The organism is Bariatricus sp. TF06-38A, assembly GCF_027690675.1.
Classification (GTDB): domain Bacteria; phylum Bacillota; class Clostridia; order Lachnospirales; family Lachnospiraceae; genus Allocoprococcus; species Allocoprococcus comes.
Map to the genome: position 1 here is coordinate 37,909 of NZ_JAQFCE010000013.1, position 22,922 is coordinate 60,830.

General features: G+C 41.7%; 26 protein-coding genes and 2 pseudogenes. 19 read left to right on the forward strand and 9 right to left on the reverse strand.

Annotated elements, in window-relative coordinates; translation table 11 throughout:
• The first annotated feature begins 36 nt into the window (after positions 1-36).
• From PG418_RS10900 to PG418_RS10930, 7 genes are all read left to right on the forward strand, one after another.
• Positions 37-204: a hypothetical protein gene (locus tag PG418_RS10900; RefSeq protein WP_005423587.1), complete on the forward strand. Its 168-nt coding sequence runs from the start codon at positions 37-39 to the stop codon at positions 202-204.
• Positions 194-2,776, forward strand: coding sequence for a JAB domain-containing protein (locus PG418_RS10905; RefSeq protein ID WP_033126089.1), 2,583 nt, complete (start codon positions 194-196; stop codon positions 2,774-2,776). The genes PG418_RS10900 and PG418_RS10905 overlap by 11 nt, the downstream gene beginning before the upstream one ends.
• Positions 2,773-3,033: a transposon-transfer assisting family protein gene (locus PG418_RS10910; protein WP_003864553.1), complete on the forward strand. Its 261-nt coding sequence runs from the start codon at positions 2,773-2,775 to the stop codon at positions 3,031-3,033. Before PG418_RS10905 ends, PG418_RS10910 begins: the two co-directional genes overlap by 4 nt.
• On the forward strand, positions 3,023-3,907 hold the full coding sequence (locus PG418_RS10915; protein ID WP_005334798.1) for a YodL domain-containing protein: 885 nt from the start codon (positions 3,023-3,025) through the stop codon (positions 3,905-3,907). Before PG418_RS10910 ends, PG418_RS10915 begins: the two co-directional genes overlap by 11 nt.
• A gap of 3 nt (positions 3,908-3,910) precedes the next feature.
• On the forward strand, positions 3,911-4,201 hold the full coding sequence (locus PG418_RS10920; protein ID WP_005334797.1) for a hypothetical protein: 291 nt from the start codon (positions 3,911-3,913) through the stop codon (positions 4,199-4,201).
• Positions 4,202-4,425: 224 nt separating this feature from the next.
• A complete protein-coding gene (locus PG418_RS10925; RefSeq protein WP_005334796.1) occupies positions 4,426-4,740 on the forward strand; it encodes a helix-turn-helix domain-containing protein in 315 nt (104 codons plus the stop codon).
• Positions 4,741-4,855: 115 nt separating this feature from the next.
• Complete coding sequence (locus tag PG418_RS10930) at positions 4,856-5,284, forward strand: hypothetical protein (RefSeq protein WP_128868074.1); 429 nt, start codon at positions 4,856-4,858, stop codon at positions 5,282-5,284.
• 130 nt (positions 5,285-5,414) lie between these two features.
• Here PG418_RS10930 and PG418_RS10935 read toward each other — a convergent pair whose 3' ends face one another.
• The 6 genes from PG418_RS10935 to PG418_RS10960 are packed head-to-tail and all read right to left on the reverse strand — an operon-like array spanning position 5,415 to position 9,140.
• Positions 5,415-5,693 carry a helix-turn-helix domain-containing protein gene (locus PG418_RS10935; protein WP_005334794.1) on the reverse strand — a complete coding sequence of 93 codons (279 nt, stop codon included), beginning with the start codon at positions 5,691-5,693 and terminating at the stop codon, positions 5,415-5,417.
• 4 nt (positions 5,694-5,697) lie between these two features.
• On the reverse strand, positions 5,698-6,111 hold the full coding sequence (locus tag PG418_RS10940; RefSeq protein WP_040015613.1) for a dUTP diphosphatase: 414 nt from the start codon (positions 6,109-6,111) through the stop codon (positions 5,698-5,700).
• Positions 6,101-6,880 (reverse strand): FAD-dependent thymidylate synthase, encoded by a 780-nt coding sequence (locus PG418_RS10945; RefSeq protein WP_101872518.1) that lies wholly within the window; start codon positions 6,878-6,880, stop codon positions 6,101-6,103. Before PG418_RS10945 ends, PG418_RS10940 begins: the two co-directional genes overlap by 11 nt.
• Positions 6,867-7,193: a hypothetical protein gene (locus tag PG418_RS10950; RefSeq protein WP_029471619.1), complete on the reverse strand. Its 327-nt coding sequence runs from the start codon at positions 7,191-7,193 to the stop codon at positions 6,867-6,869. Before PG418_RS10950 ends, PG418_RS10945 begins: the two co-directional genes overlap by 14 nt.
• A 29-nt stretch (positions 7,194-7,222) precedes the next feature.
• Positions 7,223-8,776 carry a relaxase/mobilization nuclease domain-containing protein gene (locus tag PG418_RS10955; RefSeq protein WP_498837375.1) on the reverse strand — a complete coding sequence of 518 codons (1,554 nt, stop codon included), beginning with the start codon at positions 8,774-8,776 and terminating at the stop codon, positions 7,223-7,225.
• Positions 8,754-9,140 (reverse strand): plasmid mobilization protein, encoded by a 387-nt coding sequence (locus tag PG418_RS10960; RefSeq protein WP_005334781.1) that lies wholly within the window; start codon positions 9,138-9,140, stop codon positions 8,754-8,756. Before PG418_RS10960 ends, PG418_RS10955 begins: the two co-directional genes overlap by 23 nt.
• Positions 9,141-9,520: 380 nt before the next feature.
• Between PG418_RS10960 and PG418_RS10965 the strand changes: the two are divergent.
• Positions 9,521-9,616: pseudogene (locus PG418_RS10965) on the forward strand (GNAT family N-acetyltransferase); the annotation flags it as partial.
• A gap of 216 nt (positions 9,617-9,832) precedes the next feature.
• Here PG418_RS10965 and PG418_RS10970 read toward each other — a convergent pair.
• On the reverse strand, positions 9,833-10,801 hold the full coding sequence (locus tag PG418_RS10970) for an AraC family transcriptional regulator (RefSeq protein ID WP_128868072.1): 969 nt from the start codon (positions 10,799-10,801) through the stop codon (positions 9,833-9,835).
• A gap of 186 nt (positions 10,802-10,987) precedes the next feature.
• On the opposite strand from PG418_RS10970, the gene PG418_RS10975 reads away from it, so the two are divergent.
• The 5 genes from PG418_RS10975 to PG418_RS10995 are packed head-to-tail and all read left to right on the forward strand — an operon-like array spanning position 10,988 to position 17,304.
• Complete coding sequence (locus PG418_RS10975; RefSeq protein ID WP_117535496.1) at positions 10,988-11,599, forward strand: MptD family putative ECF transporter S component; 612 nt, start codon at positions 10,988-10,990, stop codon at positions 11,597-11,599.
• Positions 11,596-12,321 carry an energy-coupling factor transporter transmembrane component T gene (locus PG418_RS10980; RefSeq protein ID WP_128868071.1) on the forward strand — a complete coding sequence of 242 codons (726 nt, stop codon included), beginning with the start codon at positions 11,596-11,598 and terminating at the stop codon, positions 12,319-12,321. Before PG418_RS10975 ends, PG418_RS10980 begins: the two co-directional genes overlap by 4 nt.
• The gene (locus PG418_RS10985; RefSeq protein WP_498837376.1) at positions 12,318-13,835 is read left to right on the forward strand and encodes an ABC transporter ATP-binding protein; all 1,518 of its coding nucleotides are present in this window, start codon (positions 12,318-12,320) and stop codon (positions 13,833-13,835) included. Before PG418_RS10980 ends, PG418_RS10985 begins: the two co-directional genes overlap by 4 nt.
• 3 nt (positions 13,836-13,838) lie before the next feature.
• Positions 13,839-15,602, forward strand: coding sequence for an ABC transporter ATP-binding protein (locus PG418_RS10990; RefSeq protein ID WP_128868070.1), 1,764 nt, complete (start codon positions 13,839-13,841; stop codon positions 15,600-15,602).
• Positions 15,595-17,304: an ABC transporter ATP-binding protein gene (locus tag PG418_RS10995; protein WP_128868069.1), complete on the forward strand. Its 1,710-nt coding sequence runs from the start codon at positions 15,595-15,597 to the stop codon at positions 17,302-17,304. The genes PG418_RS10990 and PG418_RS10995 overlap by 8 nt, the downstream gene beginning before the upstream one ends.
• 158 nt (positions 17,305-17,462) lie before the next feature.
• On the opposite strand, the gene PG418_RS11000 is transcribed toward PG418_RS10995, so the two are convergent.
• Positions 17,463-17,693, reverse strand: coding sequence for a DUF6061 family protein (locus tag PG418_RS11000; RefSeq protein WP_118609158.1), 231 nt, complete (start codon positions 17,691-17,693; stop codon positions 17,463-17,465).
• Positions 17,694-18,038: 345 nt separating this feature from the next.
• Here PG418_RS11000 and PG418_RS11005 point away from each other — a divergent pair, with 345 nt between their 5' ends.
• The 6 genes and pseudogenes from PG418_RS11005 to PG418_RS11030 all read left to right on the forward strand — a co-directional run.
• Complete coding sequence (locus tag PG418_RS11005; RefSeq protein ID WP_005342831.1) at positions 18,039-18,224, forward strand: DUF6440 family protein; 186 nt, start codon at positions 18,039-18,041, stop codon at positions 18,222-18,224.
• 30 nt (positions 18,225-18,254) lie between these two features.
• Complete coding sequence (locus PG418_RS11010; protein WP_003864540.1) at positions 18,255-18,632, forward strand: SdpI family protein; 378 nt, start codon at positions 18,255-18,257, stop codon at positions 18,630-18,632.
• Positions 18,633-18,679: 47 nt separating this feature from the next.
• On the forward strand, positions 18,680-19,198 hold the full coding sequence (locus PG418_RS11015; protein WP_002304342.1) for a ClbS/DfsB family four-helix bundle protein: 519 nt from the start codon (positions 18,680-18,682) through the stop codon (positions 19,196-19,198).
• A 120-nt stretch (positions 19,199-19,318) separates the two neighbouring features.
• A complete protein-coding gene (locus PG418_RS11020; RefSeq protein ID WP_044960621.1) occupies positions 19,319-19,540 on the forward strand; it encodes a hypothetical protein in 222 nt (73 codons plus the stop codon).
• A 56-nt stretch (positions 19,541-19,596) separates the two neighbouring features.
• The gene (locus PG418_RS11025; protein ID WP_118521771.1) at positions 19,597-20,208 is read left to right on the forward strand and encodes a class I SAM-dependent methyltransferase; all 612 of its coding nucleotides are present in this window, start codon (positions 19,597-19,599) and stop codon (positions 20,206-20,208) included.
• A gap of 2 nt (positions 20,209-20,210) precedes the next feature.
• Positions 20,211-20,483, forward strand: a pseudogene (locus tag PG418_RS11030) (hypothetical protein); the annotation flags it as partial.
• Between the two features lie 19 nt (positions 20,484-20,502).
• Here PG418_RS11030 and PG418_RS11035 read toward each other — a convergent pair.
• Positions 20,503-22,914: an ABC transporter permease gene (locus tag PG418_RS11035; protein WP_128868192.1), complete on the reverse strand. Its 2,412-nt coding sequence runs from the start codon at positions 22,912-22,914 to the stop codon at positions 20,503-20,505.
• Positions 22,915-22,922 lie beyond the last annotated feature (8 nt).

Sequence of the window (22,922 nt, forward strand, 5' to 3'; positions counted from 1 at the left end):
GGAAATGTCGTGGGGCATTTTGAAAAGGAGAAGATTATGACGAAAGAGAACATTAAAACAAATACAAGCTTAAGATACAGCCAGTATCGAAAAAGATTATCACACACATTTTCGTTTAAAAAATTGAAGAAGCAAATTGAGACGTTACATGATCAGGAATTTATTATAAATGTGCCGATTGGAGGTGTTGCTGATGGCAGATAAATTAGAACAGGTAGCAATTCGTATGGTGGAACAGCCACCACTTTATAGTAATGAACCTATGAATAATCCAGATGTAGCAATTCGTGTTATGAATGAATTTCTTTCCCAGATGGATCGGGAACTCTTTTGTATTGTTAATTTACAGGCAGATTTAACACCGATCAATATGAATATCGTATCTGTAGGATCGCTGAATGAAGCATTAATTAATCCAAGAGAAATATTTAAGAGTGCAATTCTTTCGAATGCTCATTCAATGATGCTCATTCATAATCATCCGTCCGGAAATCTGACACCATCTACATCGGATATCCAGACTACAGCAAGAATGCAGGAATTAGGGGAATTGATGGGGATTTCATTGGTTGATCACATCATTACAGGACGGAATGGGAATTACTATTCCTTTCGAGATAAAGGAGAATTTCCAGATAGCAGGGTTCGTTTTTCTACTCGTGTTGAAGATATTGATCTGACTAAAGGAATGGTGACTGAAGCCACCGCACCCTATGAAGAAGTAACAGATACAAAAGAAAAGGGTGACGTAAGAGATATTCCAACAGTGCAGACAGCAACAATTCCATTACCGGTTCAGGGAAAAGATATGGACAGCATTATGCAGTCACTGGAATCCGGTGTGGAAGAACTTTTTACAAGTAACCGCTATCAGGAATTTCTTAAAACCATGGCAAAGTTTCACAATTATTCCTTTAATAATACAATGCTGATCGCCATGCAGCGACCGGATGCCACACTTGTTACCAGCTACAAAAACTGGCAGTCCATGGGTAGACAGGTCATGAAAGGCGAAAAAGGAATTACAATCATTGCACCGGCACCATATAAGAAAATGAAGGAAAAAGAGGTTCTGGATGAAAATCAGCGACCGATCATGGGAACCGATGGAAAACCTAAGACTGAACAGGTGGAAGTTACAGTTCCGCATTTTAAAGCAGTTACCGTCTTTGATATTGCTCAGACATCCGGGGAACCAATCCAGACACTGGCACCGGAATTACTGACTGCAGCTGTACAGGATTTTGATTCTTTCATGCAGGCTATTCAGAAAATATCCCCAGTGCCGATACGATTCGATGAGATCGATGGCAATGCCAATGGATATTATCACAATGCAGATAAGGAAATCGTGATCAAAAAAGGACTCAGTGAAAGCCAGACCTTAAAGACTGCTATTCATGAAACTGTCCATGCTAAACTGCATGACAAGGAAATCATGGAAAGCCTGGGTGTAGAAAAAGACCGTCTGACAAAAGAGGTTGAAGCAGAATCTGTTGCTTACTGTGTGTGTTCTTCCTTTGGTTTGGATACATCGGATTACAGTTTTCCTTATATTGCAGGGTGGAGCAGCAGCCGGGAAATGAAGGAAATGAAAGCATCTATGGATGTGATCCGCAAGACAGCCGGTGAAATGATCGATCAGCTTACAGAAGAACTGGAAATCATTCTTGAAGAAAAACAGAAAACAGAATTACATGAAAAATACGGCATTCTGGTAGATGCACTGGAAGCAGCCGGATACCGTTATGATTATCGGGAAAGCGAACCGGGACATATTGTACTGGCACCGGATGGGACACATGAAATTGCCGGGTATTTGCAGTTTGAATCATGGGGAGATATCAAAGACTGGCTGGAAGATACGATTGCAGAAGGGACGGATGTTTCGGAGAGAGTTGATCGGGCTATGTACCCATTTAAGTATGATTATACCCTAGAGGAAGAAATGTTCAGAGGTAATGGTGACCTCTATGCGATTTATCATGTGGATGAAGACACACCGGGAAAACAACATTTATTTATGAATATGGCAATGGTCAAAGAAGATGGAATTACAATCGATGCAGAAAATTATAAATGTGTCTATTCTGGCAGATTACATGAAAATGAAAAGCTGGATGATTTGTACGCTATGTTCAACGATAATCCACCGGCAGATTATAAAGCACATTCTATGTCGGTCAGTGATGTTATCATTACAAACCGTGGTGGGGATATGCAGGCATATTACGTGGATCGATTTGGATTTGCAGAACTTCCAGACTTTGCAGCACAAAGAGAAAAAATACTCGATATTGTCCCGGAAATAGAAAATGTGGATTATGAAAATGATCTTACATGTATCAGCTTTTATGCGGCTGAATGTGCTGAATTTCCTGTAATGGGTGAAGTACATTATGACCTGACATTACCAGAAGCCTTGGAAGCTTATGAGAAAATCCCATCAGAACGTATGCATGGACTGAAATGTGTTGGCTTTGATCTGAAAGACGGAAGTGATTATGAAGGAATGCAGAGTCTGATGATTGAAGGAAAAATACAGAAAGAATTTTTGAATTCGATTCCTGGATTTAGAGAAAATTCTTATGTGCAAAATGCAATCAGTCGTGTGGAAAAATACTTGGAAGAAAGACATCCAAATGTGGAAAATCCTCTGGAATCCAATAAGAAAGTGGATAACGAAAAAAATATAAGCGAAGAAAAAAACGAGAAGGAGCTGAATATACAGATGAAACCAATACCGAAAAAGAAAAGGGGGGAAATGAGCCTATGAGAAATGTAAACCTGGAAGAAAACGAACTGACTATTACTGCTATCTTCCAGCAGCACACAAAGGAAGAAACAATCCAAACACTGAAAGAAGCTTTGGAAGTTTTGGAACAGGAAGAAAGTGATCCTGAGAATGATGAAATAATTGAGATCATCAATTCTACAGTTGGAAAATTACAGCAGATCGAAGACAAATACTACTATTCTCTGGATCTGAATTATTATCTGAATAACTTGGAGGATGATGCCTATGAAGCTTAATCAATTTGCAGTCTACCGAGTAGATCAGCAGACAGCAGGAAAAGCACTGTGGCATCTGCCATATCAAGAGGCAAGACAGCAGAATGTGTCGATTACTGTCGAAAATTACCGATTAATCTCGATTCATGAAATGCAGGAAAATGAAAAAGTCGCTGACATCTGGAAACGGACGAAAAATCAATGCGAAGTCAGTGACGTGCTCGTATTGAACAAGAATGGAGAAATCAGCTGCTACTATGTAGATGAGAACTATCCACAGTATCTGGCCGGATTTATTCGTATCAACACATCCGGTGCACTGATCACTATGGAAACTGAGAATTATCAGATTGATGGGAAAAAGGGGAACTGGATTGCAACAGACACCGTCATTATTGATGGAAAACAGTTTTATTTGATGGAACATCAGGTATACCGAGATCAGGCCCAGGGTGTTATCCTGGATGCTTATGGAAAAATGGTTGTCGAAGAATGTAAGAAATTCGATGAAAAGACAAAACAAAAGATTCATGATTACATCCAACAGCAGGTACCGCTAAATCCGGTCGAACAGCTAAAACAAGATGGTAAAATCCGTCTGGAACATTACCAGAAATTCTACCAGAACGGCACTTATGAACGAAGCAGAGAATCTGGTACAGAAGCTAACTATGATATGGTGGACGGTCTGGTGAATAATCAGAAGAAGAACCTGGAAAAAATTTCTGATGCACGCAACAACAAACAGACGTCCCGAAATCAACAAAATAATAAACCTAAGAAACGAAGGTCCGTAATCAAACGACTGCATCAGAAACAGATTGCCATTGCTCGCCGGTCCGGAAAGCCGATACCAAAGTACCTGGATCAGGAAATGGAAAGAAAGCGGGGATAGAATATGCGAAGGTTAAAGTGTGAAAAAGAAACGATTATTCTGACTAATGAAGATGATGGATTCTATGATGTGTATACCTTCAATCAGAGCTTGCAGAAACGGTTGAGGTCTTTTGCGGAGAAGTATCCGGATGATTGCTGGTTGAAAGGATCTTCGGAGGATGGTAGTGAAACGTATATGATTAAAAAAGGGCGGTTATCATTGAATTTAAGACCACCCTATTCCAAGGATAGAATTCATAAAGCAACCGAACGAATTATTGAAGAACAGAAAGAGCAATCGAAGGATTCATAGAATGCGATTTAAGAGAAAAAAGCCTCATGACCATGAGAAAAAATGAAAGCAAAATACGTTAGCTGATAAAGTGTATAGGCTCAAAAGGGAAAGTGCCCTTTTGGGCCTTTTTAATTTAAAATAGTTCTAAAGAACAAGTTAACAATCTGTAGATTCTGTATGTTTTAAAGATCAATCGTTATACTAATTTTAGACCGAATTATCGTTCTAAAGGAGGTGTCACAATGGATTTAAAGGCGGTTGGTCAGAGAATAAAAGCTGCAAGGGAAGCTAAGAATCTTACACAAGAAGAATTGGCAGGACTGGTAAACTTGAGTCCAACTCATGTAAGTGTTATAGAGAGAGGACTGAAAGTAACAAAACTTGATACTTTTATTGCGATTGCAAATGCATTAGATGTTTCAGCAGATACACTATTGATTGATGTTGTGACACATTCGGTTAGCGGCGTTACGAATGAATTATCTGAAATGATAGAGAAACTACCTAAAGAAAAGCAACAGAGAATTATCAATGCAGTGAGAGCATTGGTGGAATAAATACGTGAATAAGAAGATGGAAGGGCTTATTGCTCTTCTTTTTTATTTGGTTTAACGTGAAAATATGATATAGTAGTTCTAAAGACTTATATATAATTCTGAGGAACTTGATAAAATGAAGAAAAATAATATAACACTTGTATTTGTTGCTATCGTTTTTTCGATTATTGTTGGAATGATAATTGGAAAAAGCTTATTAAAGTATAAAGAAGGTAATCCAGATGTAGTTGGCAGTTTTTCTATGAATAGAGATGAAAATCTTACAGTAGTTGCTAACAGAAAAAATATTTCTGATAAAGAAGCATTTGCAAGACTGCTTTTAAAAATGTATAAAGAGAATTCATTTCATTCAATAAAATTTTCTACAGATCATGGATATGCAACCAGCCTTGATATGACCGTATATTCTTGGAAAGAAGATATCGAAAATGGCGAATCCATTATGCAGATAGAATTTAGACCAATTGAATATGGAAAAGATTATGATCTTGTTCATAATCCGGATAAATATGTGCTTTTTATCGATGGAACAGAAATAAAATGAAATATATAGATATGCAGATAAAGCGCAGAAAAAGAGGATTGCTCAACACAGGAGGATATTTTCAATTACCCTCAAAATGATAAAAGCGAGGCAGCGGAAAATCCGTTGCCTCATTTCAGTATTATGACAATTAATCTAGTTCCGCCCCTAACTCATACCTCCAATATTCTGCCGCTTCATACTCTCTAGGTTCTGAGAGTACTGGTACGGTAAAGAGTTCAACCGGAACACCGAGTGTTGATGCGAAGAGTTTCATAAGATCCTCTTTTGGTGTTCGGACATCGCCTTCATATTGAGCAATCCGGACATCAGCACAGCTGTCGGGAAATCCAACAGCTATGCCAAGTTCTTTCTGGGTGAGATGATTTTTCTGTCTTAAGTGTTTTAATTTTCTTCCAAATGTAATCATAGTATTATTCTCCTGTACTTCCAAAAGCCCCGGTTCCTCGTTCATTACCAAGGTCCAGAACAAAATCTGCGATCACGACCGGTGTAATCACCAGCTGACCGACGCGTGTGTCTTTATGAATGGTCTGAGAAGATGTGCTTACGTTGCTGATAATGGCATGGATCTCACCACGGTAACCGGAGTCGATCGGTGGAAGCTCGCATACCAGTCCTTTTGCTGCCATGCTGCTTCGTGGAAAGACATATCCGGCAAATCCATCGGGGATGATGAGACCAAATCCAAGTGGAATTCTTGCAACCTCACCTGGTTTTAATACGCAATCATAAGGCATGAATACATCAGCACCGGCATCATTTTCATGTGGCCGGAAGGGATGATGATCTGCTTTCAGACCAAAGTCAATCAGTTTAATCTTTATGGTTGCTCACCTCCTTCCTGATGAGCAATGGATAATCTGCTTTTAAGATATCTGACGGTATCCAAAGCTTTGAAATGGGATTCTGGCAGGACATCTGTTTTTCCATGCAGCTTCCTCTCTGACAGAATGGACCGGTAAGATCCGGTGCAAAAAGGATTGGGCTTAATTTGTACAATCTTTGCCAGATCTGTAGCATCACAATCCTTGTTTCATCCGTATTTCTTCGGCAGGTTCTTTGGCCAATCATATGCTTCCACTGGTAAGGTGTCGCGCTGATGATCAATACGTTTCGAAGTCCCTGAGGTGTAGCATATCCGGCTGAATCATGATCAATACCTAATTCACAAAGCTCTGCATAACGATCCAGATCTGACTGACAGCTTTTCTTGTAAATATCCTGGATTTCTTTATTTGCTTTCATGATTCCATATGGAATAGCAAATGCAGCGTGACCGGAATAATTACTGTACTGCAGAGATGCACTCATGTACTTTACTTCGTTCTGATGCCTTGTGATCTGTGCCAGGAAGCGTCTGCTTGCACCGACAACAGCCACGGTAATGACCATGAATTTCTGTACTGTCGGATGGGGAAGTCCTGCAATGTTTTCTACGGTGTTCTGACTGTAGGACTGATGGTAAAGCTCCATCAGATCTGCCATGTTCTGGATCGTATGACCGTGTTGTGTGAGTCTGGCAGCAAAGACCATATTTTGTTCTGCTTCCCGGATCCCATAGCAGTTTAAGATAGCTGTTTCAATGTGATCCATAGGCCTGTTCCTCCTTTACCAGAGCTTTTAAAAGAATCAGATAGTTGATGCAGTCTGTAATCTTTTCATCCCACTGTTCCATGTCAAAATGTAACAGAGTGGAATAACACATATCGTAAAGGGATACGACATGTTTCGACATCATACCGGCCAGTGCTGCTTTTGGATCGCAGTTCTGTAATGCGGCAGCAATCTTGAATGCGCTGAGGCGGTCAATATTGTCACCGGTATATTCTTTCTTTTTATGTGCCAGAATATCGGCACATTTTCTCATCTGAAGTTCAAATACAACATTAAATTCTTCTTGTGTCATGTGATAGTTCCTCCTTTGTTATGTGATAATTATCGTTCGAGATCTTTGGTTTTTGATCTCACTGGTTCCGGAATCTGCATCTGAAGAATGGCATCAACATTCTGATCGGCAGTATCCAGATCTTTTAATTTTTCTTTCAAGCTGCTTATTGCTTCTTCTTCGGAAGCTATCTGCTGTTGCAGTTTTTCTTTTTGTAAAGTCAGAGTTTTTAGGCTTGTCATCTTTCCATCCTGATAAAAGGATCTCAGCCAATCTCTGGCTTCTTCATATTTCTGAATTTCCTTAGCATGTTCTTTTCGGTACTTTCCTTTGTACTTTGCATTTGAAAATTGGAAATAAATTTCCTTGTTTGCATAATACTGTCCGGTATAACGAATCTGATCATTGAGGATCCTTAGATCGGAACGATGCTGAGCAACCTGTGTCTGCATTTCTTTTAGTTCCTGCTTTGAGGCAAGCAGTGTGTTTTTCAGATCTGACTGCGTATCAAATCCATGTTCCTGCACATAGATAATGGTATTTGCCATTTGCTGCAGGTTAGAAAGTTTTACCCGATGAGCATAAGCCGGGCTCTGCATTGCTTTCACATTTGTCTGGAGATTTACAACCAGGCGCAGGTGAGATCTGATGTAGAGAATGGCCAATGGATCCTTGCGTAAGAAGGTCTGTTCCAGGTATTCTTTTCCATATCGTGTTCCCAGTGCACGTTCAGTAATCCGCTTCTGTCGATCAGGATGAAGATAGCTGTATCTGCCACGATGCTCAATCACAGAGATTTGAAATTGTTCCAGAAGTTTGGATTGGAATTCATCAAAACTATTGGATGTGGCAGCACATTCATCAATTGCATTTCGCAAATATTCTTTCTGTGTAAGGAACACGGTGGATGTTGGCTTGAGACCATCTTCGATGATTTTCTGGTTGATCTCATCCAGTTTTTGTTGGCCATGTTTCTGTGCTATATACTCTTTCTGAGTGATTTTTTTCTCAGCCGGTGCAAGAAGATCTATTTGGTGAAGTCCTTCCTGTTGGCACCGATCCATGACGGTTTTCTTAAAAGTGTTCATGAATTTATCAGTGGATCGATGTTTGTAACCGGCGGCTTCCTCATGTGGTTTATCCATATAAGGCCGCCTTTCCACTGCAGTCTTTCGCACACTGTTGATGACGATATGAGTATGGATATTTCCGGATTCATTGTGACCATCAGTATGAGTAACCACCAGTGCCTGATATCCGGGAAACATCTGCTTTGCAAGGTCCAAACTGATTGCCTGTGCTCTCTCTCCGGTAAGACCGTTTTCTGTAACATCGGCTGGATCGTAGCTGATAATGTAGTGGTGACTTTTGATATCTTCACGTTTCTTATTTTTGTGAAAATGAGCATTTGTCAGTTCACATTCCTTGTCAAAAGACATCGGATCACAGTTCAGTCCATCCATATAAAACTCTTTTCGTAGGATGCTTCGTCCGGATTCATCTACAATCTTTTCCCCGGTTTTTTCATCATGTTCAAATAGAAGGTAATTGATAGCAGCCGAGTAATTTGCATTTCTGCTTTTAATGTGTTTTACGATTGCCATTCATACCACCTGCCAGTTTCAGTACCTCTTTTCTCAATAGGAATAAGTCCGTGATGCACTGATGGATTTCATTTTCTATAGCACGAGACTGACTGCCACCACTGTTAAAATGCTTGGCGATCTGATTGAGATTCGATCCGATTTTTCCATATTCACTGACCAGTTTTCTGAGATCATTCATGTCTGCAACAACTTCAATCTGATGATGGATTTGCTTTTCCAATAGAAGTTTCCTCAGATATTCTGATCGGCTAACAGATAAACAAGCAGCGCCTTGGTCTAATAAATCCAGTTCGACATCTGTAAGACGTAATCCTATAAAATGTCTGTGATTCAGTTCTTTATCTTTGTTTTTTGTTCTCATACTCCTCCTTCCGCTGAGACTATTCCTCCCACCGGGAGTCCACGTATTTCAATATCGGCTGTCCCTTCCGATATTAGAAATAGTGCTGTGAACACCTTCAGGTGGAACCAACAGACGAGTGAAACGTCTGTTATTGAGAGGGTATGGGGAGATCCCCATCAAGATAAATCCCATAGGATGACAGGATGCCAAACGGCAATACTGTTAAACATGGGTGGATCTTGCTCTTATTTGTACCCCTCTATATAACGAAACGCTCAGAGGCTGTTTTACAGTGGGGGGAAAGAAAAAATATCAAAAAATTGATGATAATGGTGAGCTTGTGATAGAATGGAAAAAAGAGAAAAGCATAAAGGATGTAGTTGTGGAGAATATTTGTTATGATTAGAAAATTACTGAACGGAGATATCGATAGAGTTGCTGACATATGGTTAAAGACAAATCTGAAAGCACATTATTTTATTTCCAATCAATACTGAAAAAGTAATTATGAATTAGTGAAAGAAATGATGTCACAAAAAGGGCAATGGAAACTTTGTGTTCAGATGAGCTCTCACTATCTTGGTAACAACCGCAAGCTGCAGTGAAATATTGACGATGCATTCCGTATATATTCCACAACACATGGCTAAGCTTGACTAGAATGTGGGTGAAAAATTTTACAAGCGCCAGAGTTCCCTCTGGCGCTCATTTTACTTTCGCTGTGCGTTTTTTCTGTACTCTAATGGCAACAATCCCGTGCTTTTTCGGAATAATTCTGCAAATCGGCTTGAAGTGGAATAGCCTACTGTTTGGGCAACTTGTCCGACTGTTAGCTCTGTATATGCCAGCAGATATTCTGCTTGGCTCATGCGCCGCTGTTGAACATATTCCGTGATAGTGCAGTCGTAGTATTTCTTAAAACAGCTTTTGAGCTTTGTCGTTCCCATACAGGCAATCTGTGTTAGCCGATCCAGAGGAATATCAAAAGCATAGTGGTCGCTAAGATAAGCGGCAACTATTTGGAGATTTTCAATATCCTGTTGAGAGAGCTTATGGGCTGGTTTATCAGGATGTTTCTTCTGATATTCCACCACCATTGAAACAGCTTCTGCGACTTTACCCTCATAAAAAAGTTTTGCTGCAATCCCTTCCCCGCGATAGTCTTTGATTTCTGTGAGTAACCGTGACATTTCTGAAAAGTCGGAAGTTTGGTCGATCTTCCGAAATGCATCCACAGGATTGATCTGTGCCTCCGGGTACAGTTTTTTCAGGTAGTCCTCATAATATGCCGGTGCAATCTCAATCCCAACCGAACGGATTGGAATATTTTTATGTATCAAAGCCTTGTATGGAGCGTAGCCTCCAATAAATGTTTTGATACAACCGGCAGACAGCCTACGGTATGGAGATAATTCCTCCCCGGAAATAGAGTCATACCGAGTGATACTCAGACATTCCGGCATGGAGCATTCCAACATGAAATCTTCGTGGAAGGAAAAGTTATGGATTTTAATATCATATAAGTCTTTCTGTCCATAAGTCCAGTAGGTGCCTTCTCCAACTTCGGGAGAAAGTTTCCAGCAGTCACCTAATGCCCCATATTGCTGGTTGTCTGGGTCACGGATAAAACCGTGTTCAATCAGTAGCGGTGTATAAAACTGGTCAATAATTTCAGACATGAAAACAGACCGCCTCCTTTTTGCAACGATTAGACGAACTTTTGAAAGGAACAGACGAACAACGCCGGAACCTATTGAATGTTGTCTGATAAATGCGTATTGTATTAGACGAAGATTAGAGCTATCTAACCGAAGAATATCACAAACCACTTGTCGAGTCAAGACAATGAAAGGTAGGAGGTCAAAATGAGTAATCAAGTAAATTCTATGAACAAAGGTCTGACAGTGAAAGACCTTGTAACAACAGGTATTTTTACTGCACTGTTATTTGTTTTTGTATTGGTGGGCGGTGTCTTTTTTGCAACGAATCCTGTACTTACTTTTTTCATGCCAGCAGGAGGTGGGCTGCTTGCTGGCCCCATTTATCTTTTGCTGATTGCAAAAGTGCATAAGCGTTGGAGCCTTTCTATAATGGGCGTTATCATGGGTATTATTTGGTTCGTGACTGGTATGCACTGGGCTTTTGCATTGGGCTACCTGATCATGGCGATTGTCGCGGACTTTGTTGCTGGTGCAGGGCAGTACAAAAGCAAAAAACTCAACAGCCTGTCTTATATACTGTTTTCTCTCGGCGGCACTGGTTCGTATATCGTGTTCTTTGTTGACCCAAACGGCTGGGCGCAGACCATGTTGGGAAATGGAACTGAACAGAGCTACATCGACACCATGCAGGCAACTGCAAATACCGGCATCCTGATTGCCATGTTTGCTGCTGTTATCATTACATCTGCGATCAGCGCTTTTGTAGGCTGCAAAATGCTGAAAAAGCAGTTTGAAAAAGCAGGTATTACAGCATGAGCGGTAAACGCCACAAGAAAGGGCTTTGGCTCGACCCACGGGCAAAGCTCTTTCTTATTCTTATGTGTGTTTTATCGTCCATGTTTGCTCCCTCACTTGCATATCAATTTTTCCTTGTTATGCTGATTGCGATATTGGGGGCTTTCTTTGGAAAGTGGAAATATGTCATTAAGGCTGTATGCTTTTATGCGGTCATCTGTGCCCTGACAGTTTGGATCATGGCAGAAATGACAGGCACGCTGCGGACAATGTTTATTGCCTTTTTAGGATTGTTTCATAAGGTCTATGCGTGCGGAATCTTGGCTGGGATTGTTCTGACTACTACAAAAGTCAATGAGTTCCTGTCTGCTATGAATCGTGTCCACGCACCCAAAAAGTTAGTAATTCCTATGGCGGTTATGCTGCGGTACATTCCAACTATTCAAGAGGACTGGCGCTACATCAAGGACGCTATGCGGATGAGAGATGTTTCCCCTTCTCTGGCGGGCTTTTTAGCCCATCCAGGCATGACGGTTGAGTGTATTTATGTGCCTTTGTTAATGGCAGCTTCAAAAGCAGCGGATGATCTTTCTGTTGCTTCTGTCACTCGTGGAATTGAAAATCCCAATCCACGCACCTGTCTTGTCCAGATAAAATGCGGAGCTGCCGATTGGGGCGTCATGGCCGTTGCCGTTGCTTATCTGATTTTTGAATTATGTGTGCGAGGAGGTGTGATCGGTTGATTGAGTTTGAAAATGTATCGTTTTCCTATACGGGGCAGGAACATGGTGGGCTGCGCGACATCAATTTGAAAATTTCGGACGGAGAATTCGTCCTGTTCTGTGGCCGCAGCGGGTGCGGAAAAACAACGATTACAAGGCTGGTGAATGGACTGATCCCTCAGTTTTATCAGGGGGAACTTCATGGCCGTGTGCTGGTAGATGGTCAGGAAATCAGCAATATCCCCATGTATCAGATTGCCGCTAAGGTTGGCTCCGTTTTCCAAAATCCACGGACGCAGTTTTTCAATGTTGATACAGACAGTGAGATTGCCTTTGGAATTGAAAATGAAGCTCGCCCTCCTGAGAAATTGGCTGAGCGAGTAGAGCAGACAACTGAAGATTTGCATATTCAAAAGCTGCGAAACAGAAATATTTTTGAGTTGTCCGGCGGAGAAAAGCAGAAAATCGCCTTTGCTTCTGTTTATGCCATGAACCCACAGATTTATCTATTGGATGAACCATCCTCTAATCTGGATATGACTTCGATCCAGGAACTAAAGGAACATTTGCGGCTGATAAAAAAACAGGGCAAAACAGTTTTGATAGCGGAACATCGTCTGTACTACCTGATGGAGTTGGCTGACCGAATTGTTTATCTGGAAAAAGGAGAAATCAAAGGAATATACACCCCGGAAGAATTTTGGCAGCTATCTGAACCTGATCGTGAACACATGGGGCTGCGAGCTGTTGATCTACAGGCGGTATTCCCGCAAAAAGCCCACTTGCCTGCGCCTACCCCTGTATTGGAGCTGCGGAATGTGACGCTCCGTTACAAGAAGCAAACAATTTTGCATGACATTGAGCTATCCGCCGGAAGGGGCGAAGTGATTGGCGTAGTTGGACATAACGGAGCTGGAAAAACTACATTTTCCCGCGCTCTCTGTGGGCTTCACAAAGACTGTGATGGACAATTCTTGTGGGAAAGAAAGCCGATTGAGCGTAAGGCAAGGCTAAAACGCTCCTACATGGTTATGCAGGATGTGAATTATGAACTTTTCGCTGACAGTGTGGAGGCAGAGTGTTCCTTTGGTATACGCAATCCAGATCAAACACTGGTAAATGCAACTTTGGAGGAATTGGGCCTTGCCCCATACCGGAAGCGCCATCCAAACACGCTTTCCGGCGGTCAAAAGCAACGAGTAGCAGTGGCTGTCAGCATGATTTGTGGGAAAGACTTGCTTGTATTCGATGAACCGACCAGCGGTCTTGACTTTGACAGTATGACGCAGGTGGCGGGACTGATCCGGCGATTATCCAATATGGGAAAAGTCATTTTTATTGTCACCCATGATTTTGAGTTTGTCTGCCGCACCTGTTCCCGTGTCTTACATTTTGACGAAGGCGAAATACCCGATGATGTATTAGTTACAATGGATGCCCTCCCAAAATTGAGAGAGCTTTTCTCTGTCAAGGTGAATGTCTCCGCAGGGGACAGAGAGGGCGGCCTGGGCCGTTCAGATGGAAAGGAGAGGTAGTCTATGAAGCAGAAAAAAGAAAACAGTGTAGCATTGCTGCTGCATTGGGCAGGAGAACAAAAATTTTGGTTGTTTCTGGCAATCCTGCTGTCCATGTGCAGCGGGCTGTGTATTATTGTCCCATACATTGGGATTTACAGGTTGATGGATGCCACATTCAACAATGCCTGCACAAAAGAACTTGTGGTGCAGACTGTGGCAATGATTGCCGCTGCTGTCACCCTGCGTTTTGTACTGTTCGGATGTTCCGGCGTGGCTGCCCATAAAGGGGCGTATGGTGCACTGTTCAAAGTGCGCTGTATGGTGGCGGAACACATGGCCAGAGCGCCTTTGGGTGCCCTAAATGAACGGTGCACAGGGGATATTAAAACGGTTCTGAATGAAGATATTGAAAAACTGGAACTATTTCTGGCGCATAATCTTCCTGACCTTGTGTGCTATCTGGTTGGGCCGGTGGTCATCTTTATTTATTTGATGACCGTTAATGTTCCACTGGCGTTGATTTCTCTTGTTCCGCTGGTTCTGGCTGTAGTTGTAATGGGGGCGATGTTCCGCAATACCGATGATTTGATGGAACGGGCCAACCAATCCATTACCACACTAAATTCTGTTATGATCGAATATATCGGCGGAATGAAATTGATTAAAGCCTATAACATGGGGAGCAAGTCCTTCCAGAAATTTTCCGGCGCAATCCATGAGGAAAATGCCATGTGGAATGAGACTTCCCGACGTATGGGGCCTCCGTATGCAGCGTTTGTCGTTATCATTGAATGTGGAATGCTGCTGATGGTTCCGATAGGCGGGATGTTTTTCCTGAAAGGTTCACTGACAGCCAGTGCGCTTCTGCTGTTTGTTTATGTCGGTTCTATGTATCTGACGGAAATTCGGCCTTTACAGGAATTGGGTACAAACTTTGCAAATGTACTGAACGCTATTACCAAGACCAAAGAGATACTGAATATTCCGATTTATGAGGGTGGAACAGACTTCCCCCAAAAACATGATATTGAACTTCAGAATGTCCGATTTTCTTATGACGGCAAAACCGATGTACTGCATGGTGTCAACCTCAAAATCAATGATGGTGAGCGCATGGCTCTTGTGGGCAGATCTGGTGCTGGTAAAAGCACTGTGATTGAACTGATTTCCCGGTTCTACGATGTGCAGGAAGGCGAAGTGCTGATTGGCGGCAAAAATGTCAAGGAACTTGACTACGATACCATTCTGAAAAATATAGCCATCGTATTTCAAAAGACTTTCCTCACCCGTGACAGCGTGCTGGAAAATATCCGCATGGGTAGTAACGCTACTCTGGAAGAAGTGCGGGCTGCTGCAAAAGAGGCACAGATTGATGACTTTATCATGTCCCTGCCAGATGGATATGAAACAAAAGTGGGCAGTTTCGGCTCCCGTTTTTCTGGCGGAGAAAAACAGCGGATCGCGATTGCCCGCGCAATTCTGAAAAATGCACCTATCTTGATTTTGGACGAGGCCACAAGTGCCTCTGACCCGGAAAATCAGATGGAGATTGATAAAGCTATTCAAAATCTATGCAAAGGCAAAACAGTCATTGTAGTAGCACACCGTTTGAGTGCTTTGAAAATGTGCAACCGGGTGGCTGTAGTGGAAAACCATACAATTACCAATGTTGGCACCCATGAGGAAGTTCGGAAGACCAACGCCTACTATCGAAAAGCGTGGGATGACTACGAAACAGCCCGGAATATCACTTATCAGTTGGAGGGAGGCGAGCAGTATGAATGAGCACGATGTATTAAAAAAGAATCACAATTTCTATATTGGTGTTGGCGGTACTGTTCTGGAAGGACTTCTCTCCGGCAGCCTATTTATGCTGCTTTACTCTGTTATGCAGTTTTTGTGGTCGGGTCAATTTGACATGAACCGCGTTCTGGCTCTGACCGGTATTATTGCAGTGGTTTTTCTTCTCCGTATCCTGATTTACAGCTACGGTTATACCAAAGCGCAGATTGGCGGTGCGGAGGTCAGTAAGAATATTCGGCTTTTTATGGGTGACCATTTGAAGCGCATCCCACTGTCCCGCTTTACGCAGGGGCAGACCGGCGATTATATCAACACCATTACAAGCGACGTAAACAACTACGAAAAAATCCTGACCCATAAAGTCGGAGATTTCGCAAAGAATTTTGCCCTGTCATTGATGTTGATTGTCTTTGTTATGACGCTCTATGTTCCGGCAGGAATTATCCTGCTGATAGCCGATCTTCTTTTAATCCCCGGCCTATGGCTTTCTTTCCGCATGGTACGGAAATATGGAAAAGAAAAGAACGATATTTGTGCGGAGAACGTCAGCAGCATTGTTGAGTATGTTTCTGGTATTCAGACTTTCCGAGCTTATGGTGTAGGCGGTATGAAGAACAAAACTGTTATCAACGCCATGCGGGAGTTTTCCCGGATCAGCTTTGTGTACGAATCAAAAGTGCTTCCTATTGGTGCGGTCTTTGGTATTTTGAGTTGGCTGTCTTGCCCGCTGGTTATCTTGCTGGCCTATGCACCCTGGGTCGCAGGGACACTGAACATGGTGGACTACCTTTTGATTTGTATGCTGCCCCTGTTCTGTGCAAAGCTGGCTAACTCGATTTTTGTAGACCTTACCAGTTATAAGAACCTGATGATCTCGAAAAACAAAATCTTGAGTGTAATGAATGAGCCGGAGGAAACTGGCAGCATGGAGCCGCTTCACACAGCTACCCATGAAATCACATTTGACAATGTAGATTTTGCATATGTTCCCGGTGAACCGGTACTAAAACACGCCACCTTTACGGTGCCAGATCAAAAGCTCACGGCCATTGTCGGAGACTCTGGCTCCGGCAAATCTACTATTTTGAACCTGATTGCAAAATATTATGAAGCAACGGGCGGGACGATTTCTATTGGCGGTAAACCCATTAACCATGTTGCCGCAGAGCGTGTACTGGAGCAAGTTTCTATGGTAGACCAGGACATATTTCTTTTTGACGATACCATCCGGGATAATATCCGACACGCTCGTCCTAATGCTACGGACACGGAAATCGAGGCTGCCTGCCGGGAGGCTAACTGTGACAGCTTCATCCGTAAGATGGAAAAGGGATACGATACGCCGACTGGCGAGAATGGAAATCTTCTCTCTGGCGGTGAGCGTCAGCGAATTTCAATAGCCCGCGCCATCCTGAAAAATAGCCCCATCCTGCTTTTGGATGAAGCAACAGCGTCCCTTGACATCGAGAACGAACTGGCAGTAAAGCAGGCCATCGCCAATCTGCTGAAAGAGAAAAAGACTGTGGTAATGATTGCTCATACCCTTTCCATCGTCAAAAATGCAGATCAAATCCTTGTGGTATCTGACGGAAAGATTGCTGAAGCTGGTACTCACGATGAATTGCTGGCTAAAGGCGGAAAATATGCTGCTATGTGGAACGCAGAGCAAAAAATATCGGCTTGATAGAAGCTAAAGAAGAATAATTGCATAGCGCATGAACCTGCCCCAACTACGGGGAAAGAAAAAAACCGCTGGCTGGGGTAGGTGATTTGCGCGCCTATTTTAAGTTATTATCCTAACGGCGGTTTTGAAAAATCAGAGCCGCCGTTTCTTGCGTATACCTAGAAGGAATCTTTCGCATCTATCCACATTTGCATCGTTCCATCAAGATACAATCTTGCATACTCAAGTGGTTCATCAATGGCAAGTGCGTTTAATGCACAGTCAGATCCGGGAGTAGTTGTTAAATTCTTCTCCGCTTCCCAGCAGTCAATGCGGAGCATATAGCCAGCAGAAGAATAAACATCAATGCTGTCGCGTTGTGGATTGTATTCTGCAAATATCGTTCTCATCGTATCAAATCTCCTTATCGTTCAATCAATCATTTGTTGCAAAAATCAGAAGCATTTCAATCAGTTCACCATGTCACTTTTATTTTGTGTTATACTGTTTTATAAGATTTTCTTTCTCTTGTTTTTTCCCTTATCAGAGTTCGTAAACACTCATGGGACAATATAATACAAGGGAAACAATAAGGGAAAGCTCACCTGCGACAAACTTAGTGTTTTCAAGGGATTGAGAGATATTTGACAATAAAATATAACAGTTATTAAATCCCTTTGAATATATGAAATCTCAATTCAAGTTTGTTAAATTGGAAAATTTAAATTTAACGCTTGAAAAAAGGAGAAATAAACATGGCAAAGAAAGAAGAAAGATTTGAAGTTACATTTAGAGACGGAAGTCAGCTTAAGGATGAAGGAGTTCGCCAAATCCTTGTAGATAAGGAGACTGGGGTTAACTATCTTTGTTGGAAATCTGGATATGGAGCGGCTATTACACCTCTTCTGGATTCAGAAGGAAAAGTCATAGTTACAAAGTAAAATCGAAAGTTGTAGTAAAGGAGGTTTACAATGGGGTTTTGGATTTTTATGTTGATTATGGATTTGCTTCTTCCATTTACGATGATTGGTTTTGGAAGATATTTTATGAAAAAGGCTCCAAAGGAAATAAATTCAGTATTTGGATATCGGACTTCGATGTCTATGAAGAACAAAGACACATGGGAATTTGCTCATAAATATTGTGGTAAAGTTTGGTATGTCTGTGGAATGGTTATGTTGCCGATAACAGTAATATTCATGCTTTTAGTAATTGGAAAAAATGAAGATTGTGTTGGGAGTATAGGAGGAATTATCTGTGGTGTTCAACTTATTCCTTTAATTGGATCTATTCTCCCAACAGAAATAGCATTAAAAAAGAATTTTGATAAGAATGGAACAAGACGATAAATTCCTGTTTTTGAAACTGGAAAATCGGAAGCTGAGGAGATAGACTATTGAGAACATATGAGAATAAAGACGAGCTTAAAAACGAGATAAATAAAAGCTTTGCAAAATATATTTCAGAATTTAATGATATTCCGGAGCATTTAAAAGATAAGAGAATTGATGAGATCGATCGAACTCCGGCAGAAAATCTTGCTTATCAGGTTGGCTGGACAACTCTTGTTATTAAATGGGAATCAGACGAAAGAAAGGGTATTCCTGTTAAAACTCCTTCGGATAATTTTAAGTGGAATCAGCTTGGCGAATTATATCAATGGTTCACAGATACATATGCTCAGCTGTCACTGCAAGAATTGAAAGACAGATTGAATGAGAATATCAACTCTATTTATGCAATGATTGATTCTCTGAGTGAGGAAGAATTATTTAAACCACATATGAGAAAATGGGCTGACGAAGCAACTAAAACAGCTGTCTGGGAAGTATACAAATTCATACATGTTAATACAGTTGCTCCGTTCGGAACCTTTAGAACCAAGATTAGAAAATGGAAAAAGATTGCACTATAACTTCAAGTTTACAGAACTGAATCAAAAGAGCTCGAAGGAGCTCTTTTTCCTTTTTTATAATAGTATCATTATGGTATAATAGAGACATTAAAATCGGTATTTAACGAGGAGGTAATGATTATGAGTAGAAATATAAAAGGTGGTTTTTTAACCTTAAGTAGTGTTGTTGGTATTGTAGGAATGATAATAGCGGCAATGCAAAATCCAGCAACTGCATGGGTAACGCCACCTGGAAGAATGATTATAAGTATTTTAGAAAATGGATTATTGATTCCTACGGTTTTATTCCTTGTTCTTTTTATCTATGGATTGTATATTCTCCTAACGGAGAAAAACGATTGAGCAATACCGGTTTGTCGAATTAAGAAAACCGGTATTTGTGGAGGAGGAATTCTGTAATGAGATTTTTTGAAAATACCCGTAAGCCACAAGGCTTCGGCGGAAAGTTGATGACGAAGATGATGAACAGCGGTCACGCCAAATTATCGCAATGGGGATTCTCAAATATCTCCGCGAAGTCTGATGCTGAAGTTCTGGACGTCGGCTGTGGCGGCGGAGCAAATATTGCGGTCTGGCTTGATAGATGTAGAAATGGCCACGTGACAGGAATGGATTATTCTGAGGTTAGTGTGGCGGAATCTCAAAAATTGAACGCCCTCGCCATTAAACAAGGGAAATGTAATGTAGTTCAAGGAGATGTATCTGCTATACCCTTTTCTGATGCGACTTTTGATTATGTTTCTGCCTTCGAAACAGTTTACTTTTGGCCAGGATTAGTAAAATGCTTTTCCGAGGTCAACCGTGTGCTGAAAAGCGAAGGTATATTCCTGATTTGTAACGAGAGTGACGGAACGAATGCCACAGATGAAAAATGGACAAAGATGATCAATGGTATGAAGATTTACACATCTAAACAACTTGTTGCCGCTTTGAAAGAAGCGGGTTTTACAGAGATCAAAACGTATTCAAATGCAAAAAATCATTGGATAAGTATTGTTGCAACGAAATAGCCAAATTTGAATTTGACGAGAGGGCAAGAGAAAATAACTATGACCTGCTTTATAAAAATGAATGCCAGAACTGGCGCAACAAAATAAACCGGGTAAAAAATACCGCAGGCTTTCCGGCTGACCGTCTGGAAAAAATACAGGCTGCCTTTGCCGACTTTAAGAAAGAAGCATTACAGAGAAAAAAGGCTGTAAAAACAGGAACAGCCAGCCCGAAAGAATTTACGGACTGGCTGTATCAACAGAGTGATATTATTTTGAAATTAACTACCTTTTAAGTGATGTCTATACAAAAGATCATTCCTCCCTTATGGCAGACAAGATGCTTGTTTTCTTCAACTCGGATTTTGCGTATGCAGTGAAAATCAAATATATAACTGCTAAAACAACGACTAACGCCAGTAGAAACAGCCACGGCAATACCAACGTAATGCAATGGTTTACCGCATCCAATCGTCTACAAACAATTACACTTAAAATGCTTCCAAATACAAGAGCTATTACCAACGAACCTCCGAGGTAAATTCCAATCTCACGACTCAACATAGCTTTTAGCTGCTTCTGCGTTGCCCCAACAGCTTCCAGCAGACCAAATTCCCGTTTTCTGTTCTGAAAATCGACCATCAGCATATTCATAAGACTGATGCTTCCAAATGTAAACAGGATCGCCGCTGCCATATATAGTGCCTTTATCGACGAACTATACCGATACTGAATGTTTTTAATTGTCTGTTCAATCGTATTAACCGATATTTTACCGCTCTGCTCTGCAATTTCTTGAACCGCGCTTAGAACTTCATCAAAATGATTGGGAGTGATCTCGAGCGCCAAGATGCCAGTCTGATCTGTTATACCTGTCAGATTCTTTGCCATATCGTATGTCATCATAAAATACGGACTGCCTGGAACAACCGGATTGCGTTCCATCAAATCGGTCGGGTCATAGGTGCCTGCAACAACTGCGTTGATATTAAACGTGCTGCCATCGGGAGAACGCCCTTCCAACTGCAAGGTGTCGCCAACGCTCGCAATATTCTCTGCAACCAATATTCCGTTTCTTTCGGTCATATCATCGTAATCTGCCGTTCCAGACGATAAAACCGCTTGCTTTTCTGCCAGTTGTTCACGGTTCAGTGTCGGGAAATCATTCATGATACTTGTGAGAGAACCACTCCCGCCGGGGAAGGTAATGGACATATGGACGCAGTTAAATGCAGTTATTTTTTCTACTCCGGCAATGTTTTCCAAGTCATGCCGTAGTGTCTGGCTTTCAAGCGGGTTTTCTTCCAGTTGCAGCTTTGAACTTCCGTATGGCTCAGATTCTTTATCAAACGAACTGCCGACTTGATTTTTCACCTGCAAAAGAATACTGCCAGCAGGATAGTGTTTGAAAGTTGCCTGTTTTTCCGGATCAATAGAGCCTGCAACCGTAGATGCGCCCAGCAAAAGCGCACCGCTTACGCCCAGCATCACAAGCGTCAAAATAGCTTTTTGCCTGTTACGCTGGATATTGATTCTTGCGAGATTGTGGGGTGACAGATTGCGATGCAGCTTTGAACTGGCTTTTGCTTTCCCTGAATAAGCGAGGTATCTTGCACCCTCAATGGGAGAAGTATTCATTGCAACTCGAACTGGCTTGAAAATCGCAATATTCACCATTACAACACCTACTATGGCAATCAGCACCGCATAGATGGCAACCGTTTTGATTTGAAATCCCTTCGGATACACAATAAATCCAATCAACAAGCCAGCAATTAGTCCAAGAGGAATACCAGTAAAAGCATACCGGAGTCCTTCTTTTCTCACCATCCGTTTAATTTGCTTTTTTGTCATTCCGATTGTCCGTAGCTGACCAAACATCTGCACGTTCTTCGCAATCTTCGTGTAAAAGACCCCATACACAATCGTTGCAGCCAGCACCGCAGTCAATGCAGCCAGCAGAGGGATTGGGAGCTGGATGCCAGATTGAACAGCTCCGGTCATAACAGCAGAATACTCCGTGAGATATACCTGATCTTCCACAATGCCTGTGTTTTCAATGACTTTATCCGTAAAATCAAGAAGGGTTTCCGAGCGAATGGCATCTGTATTCAGCCGCGTATATGCTGTTACTTGAAGATGATTCATTAAGCTCATGGCAAGTTCTTTGCTCAGATAGACGAAATAACCATCACTCTTGCTGCTTTCGCTCAAAATGCCGGAAAGCGTGTATTCTGCCTCATGCCCCGTGCCGGTTACATCAAAAGTAATGGTGTCACCGGGGTGATATGACTTCCCCAAAAAATCAATATAATTCTGTGGGAGCATGATCTCATTTGCCTTTTGCGGTGCTCTGCCCTGCAAAGATTTTTCTTCCTGATGCGTAAAATAATCTTCGCTTCCATAAGCGACCGTAATTGTTTTATTGCCTGAATAAAAAAGTCCGATTGCAGCATATTCGCCAATCCATTGAACATCTTTGTTTTGACGTAAACCGGATAACTGGTCATCTGTTATTCCCAGAATTGCAACCTGCGCTTTACTGCGCTGTGTATTCTTAAATTCTTCCTGTGCGCCTGCGGATATTAGAACGATTGAAAAAATCATGCAGACAGAAAGGGCAATCGTGAGAAGCAGAAAGGCTTTGCTTCGTTTGTCTGTTTTCATGCTCCGATTTGCCAGCTTTTTTATGATAGCGCTGGTATCATTTTCAAAAGGCCATGTCATAGCTTTCC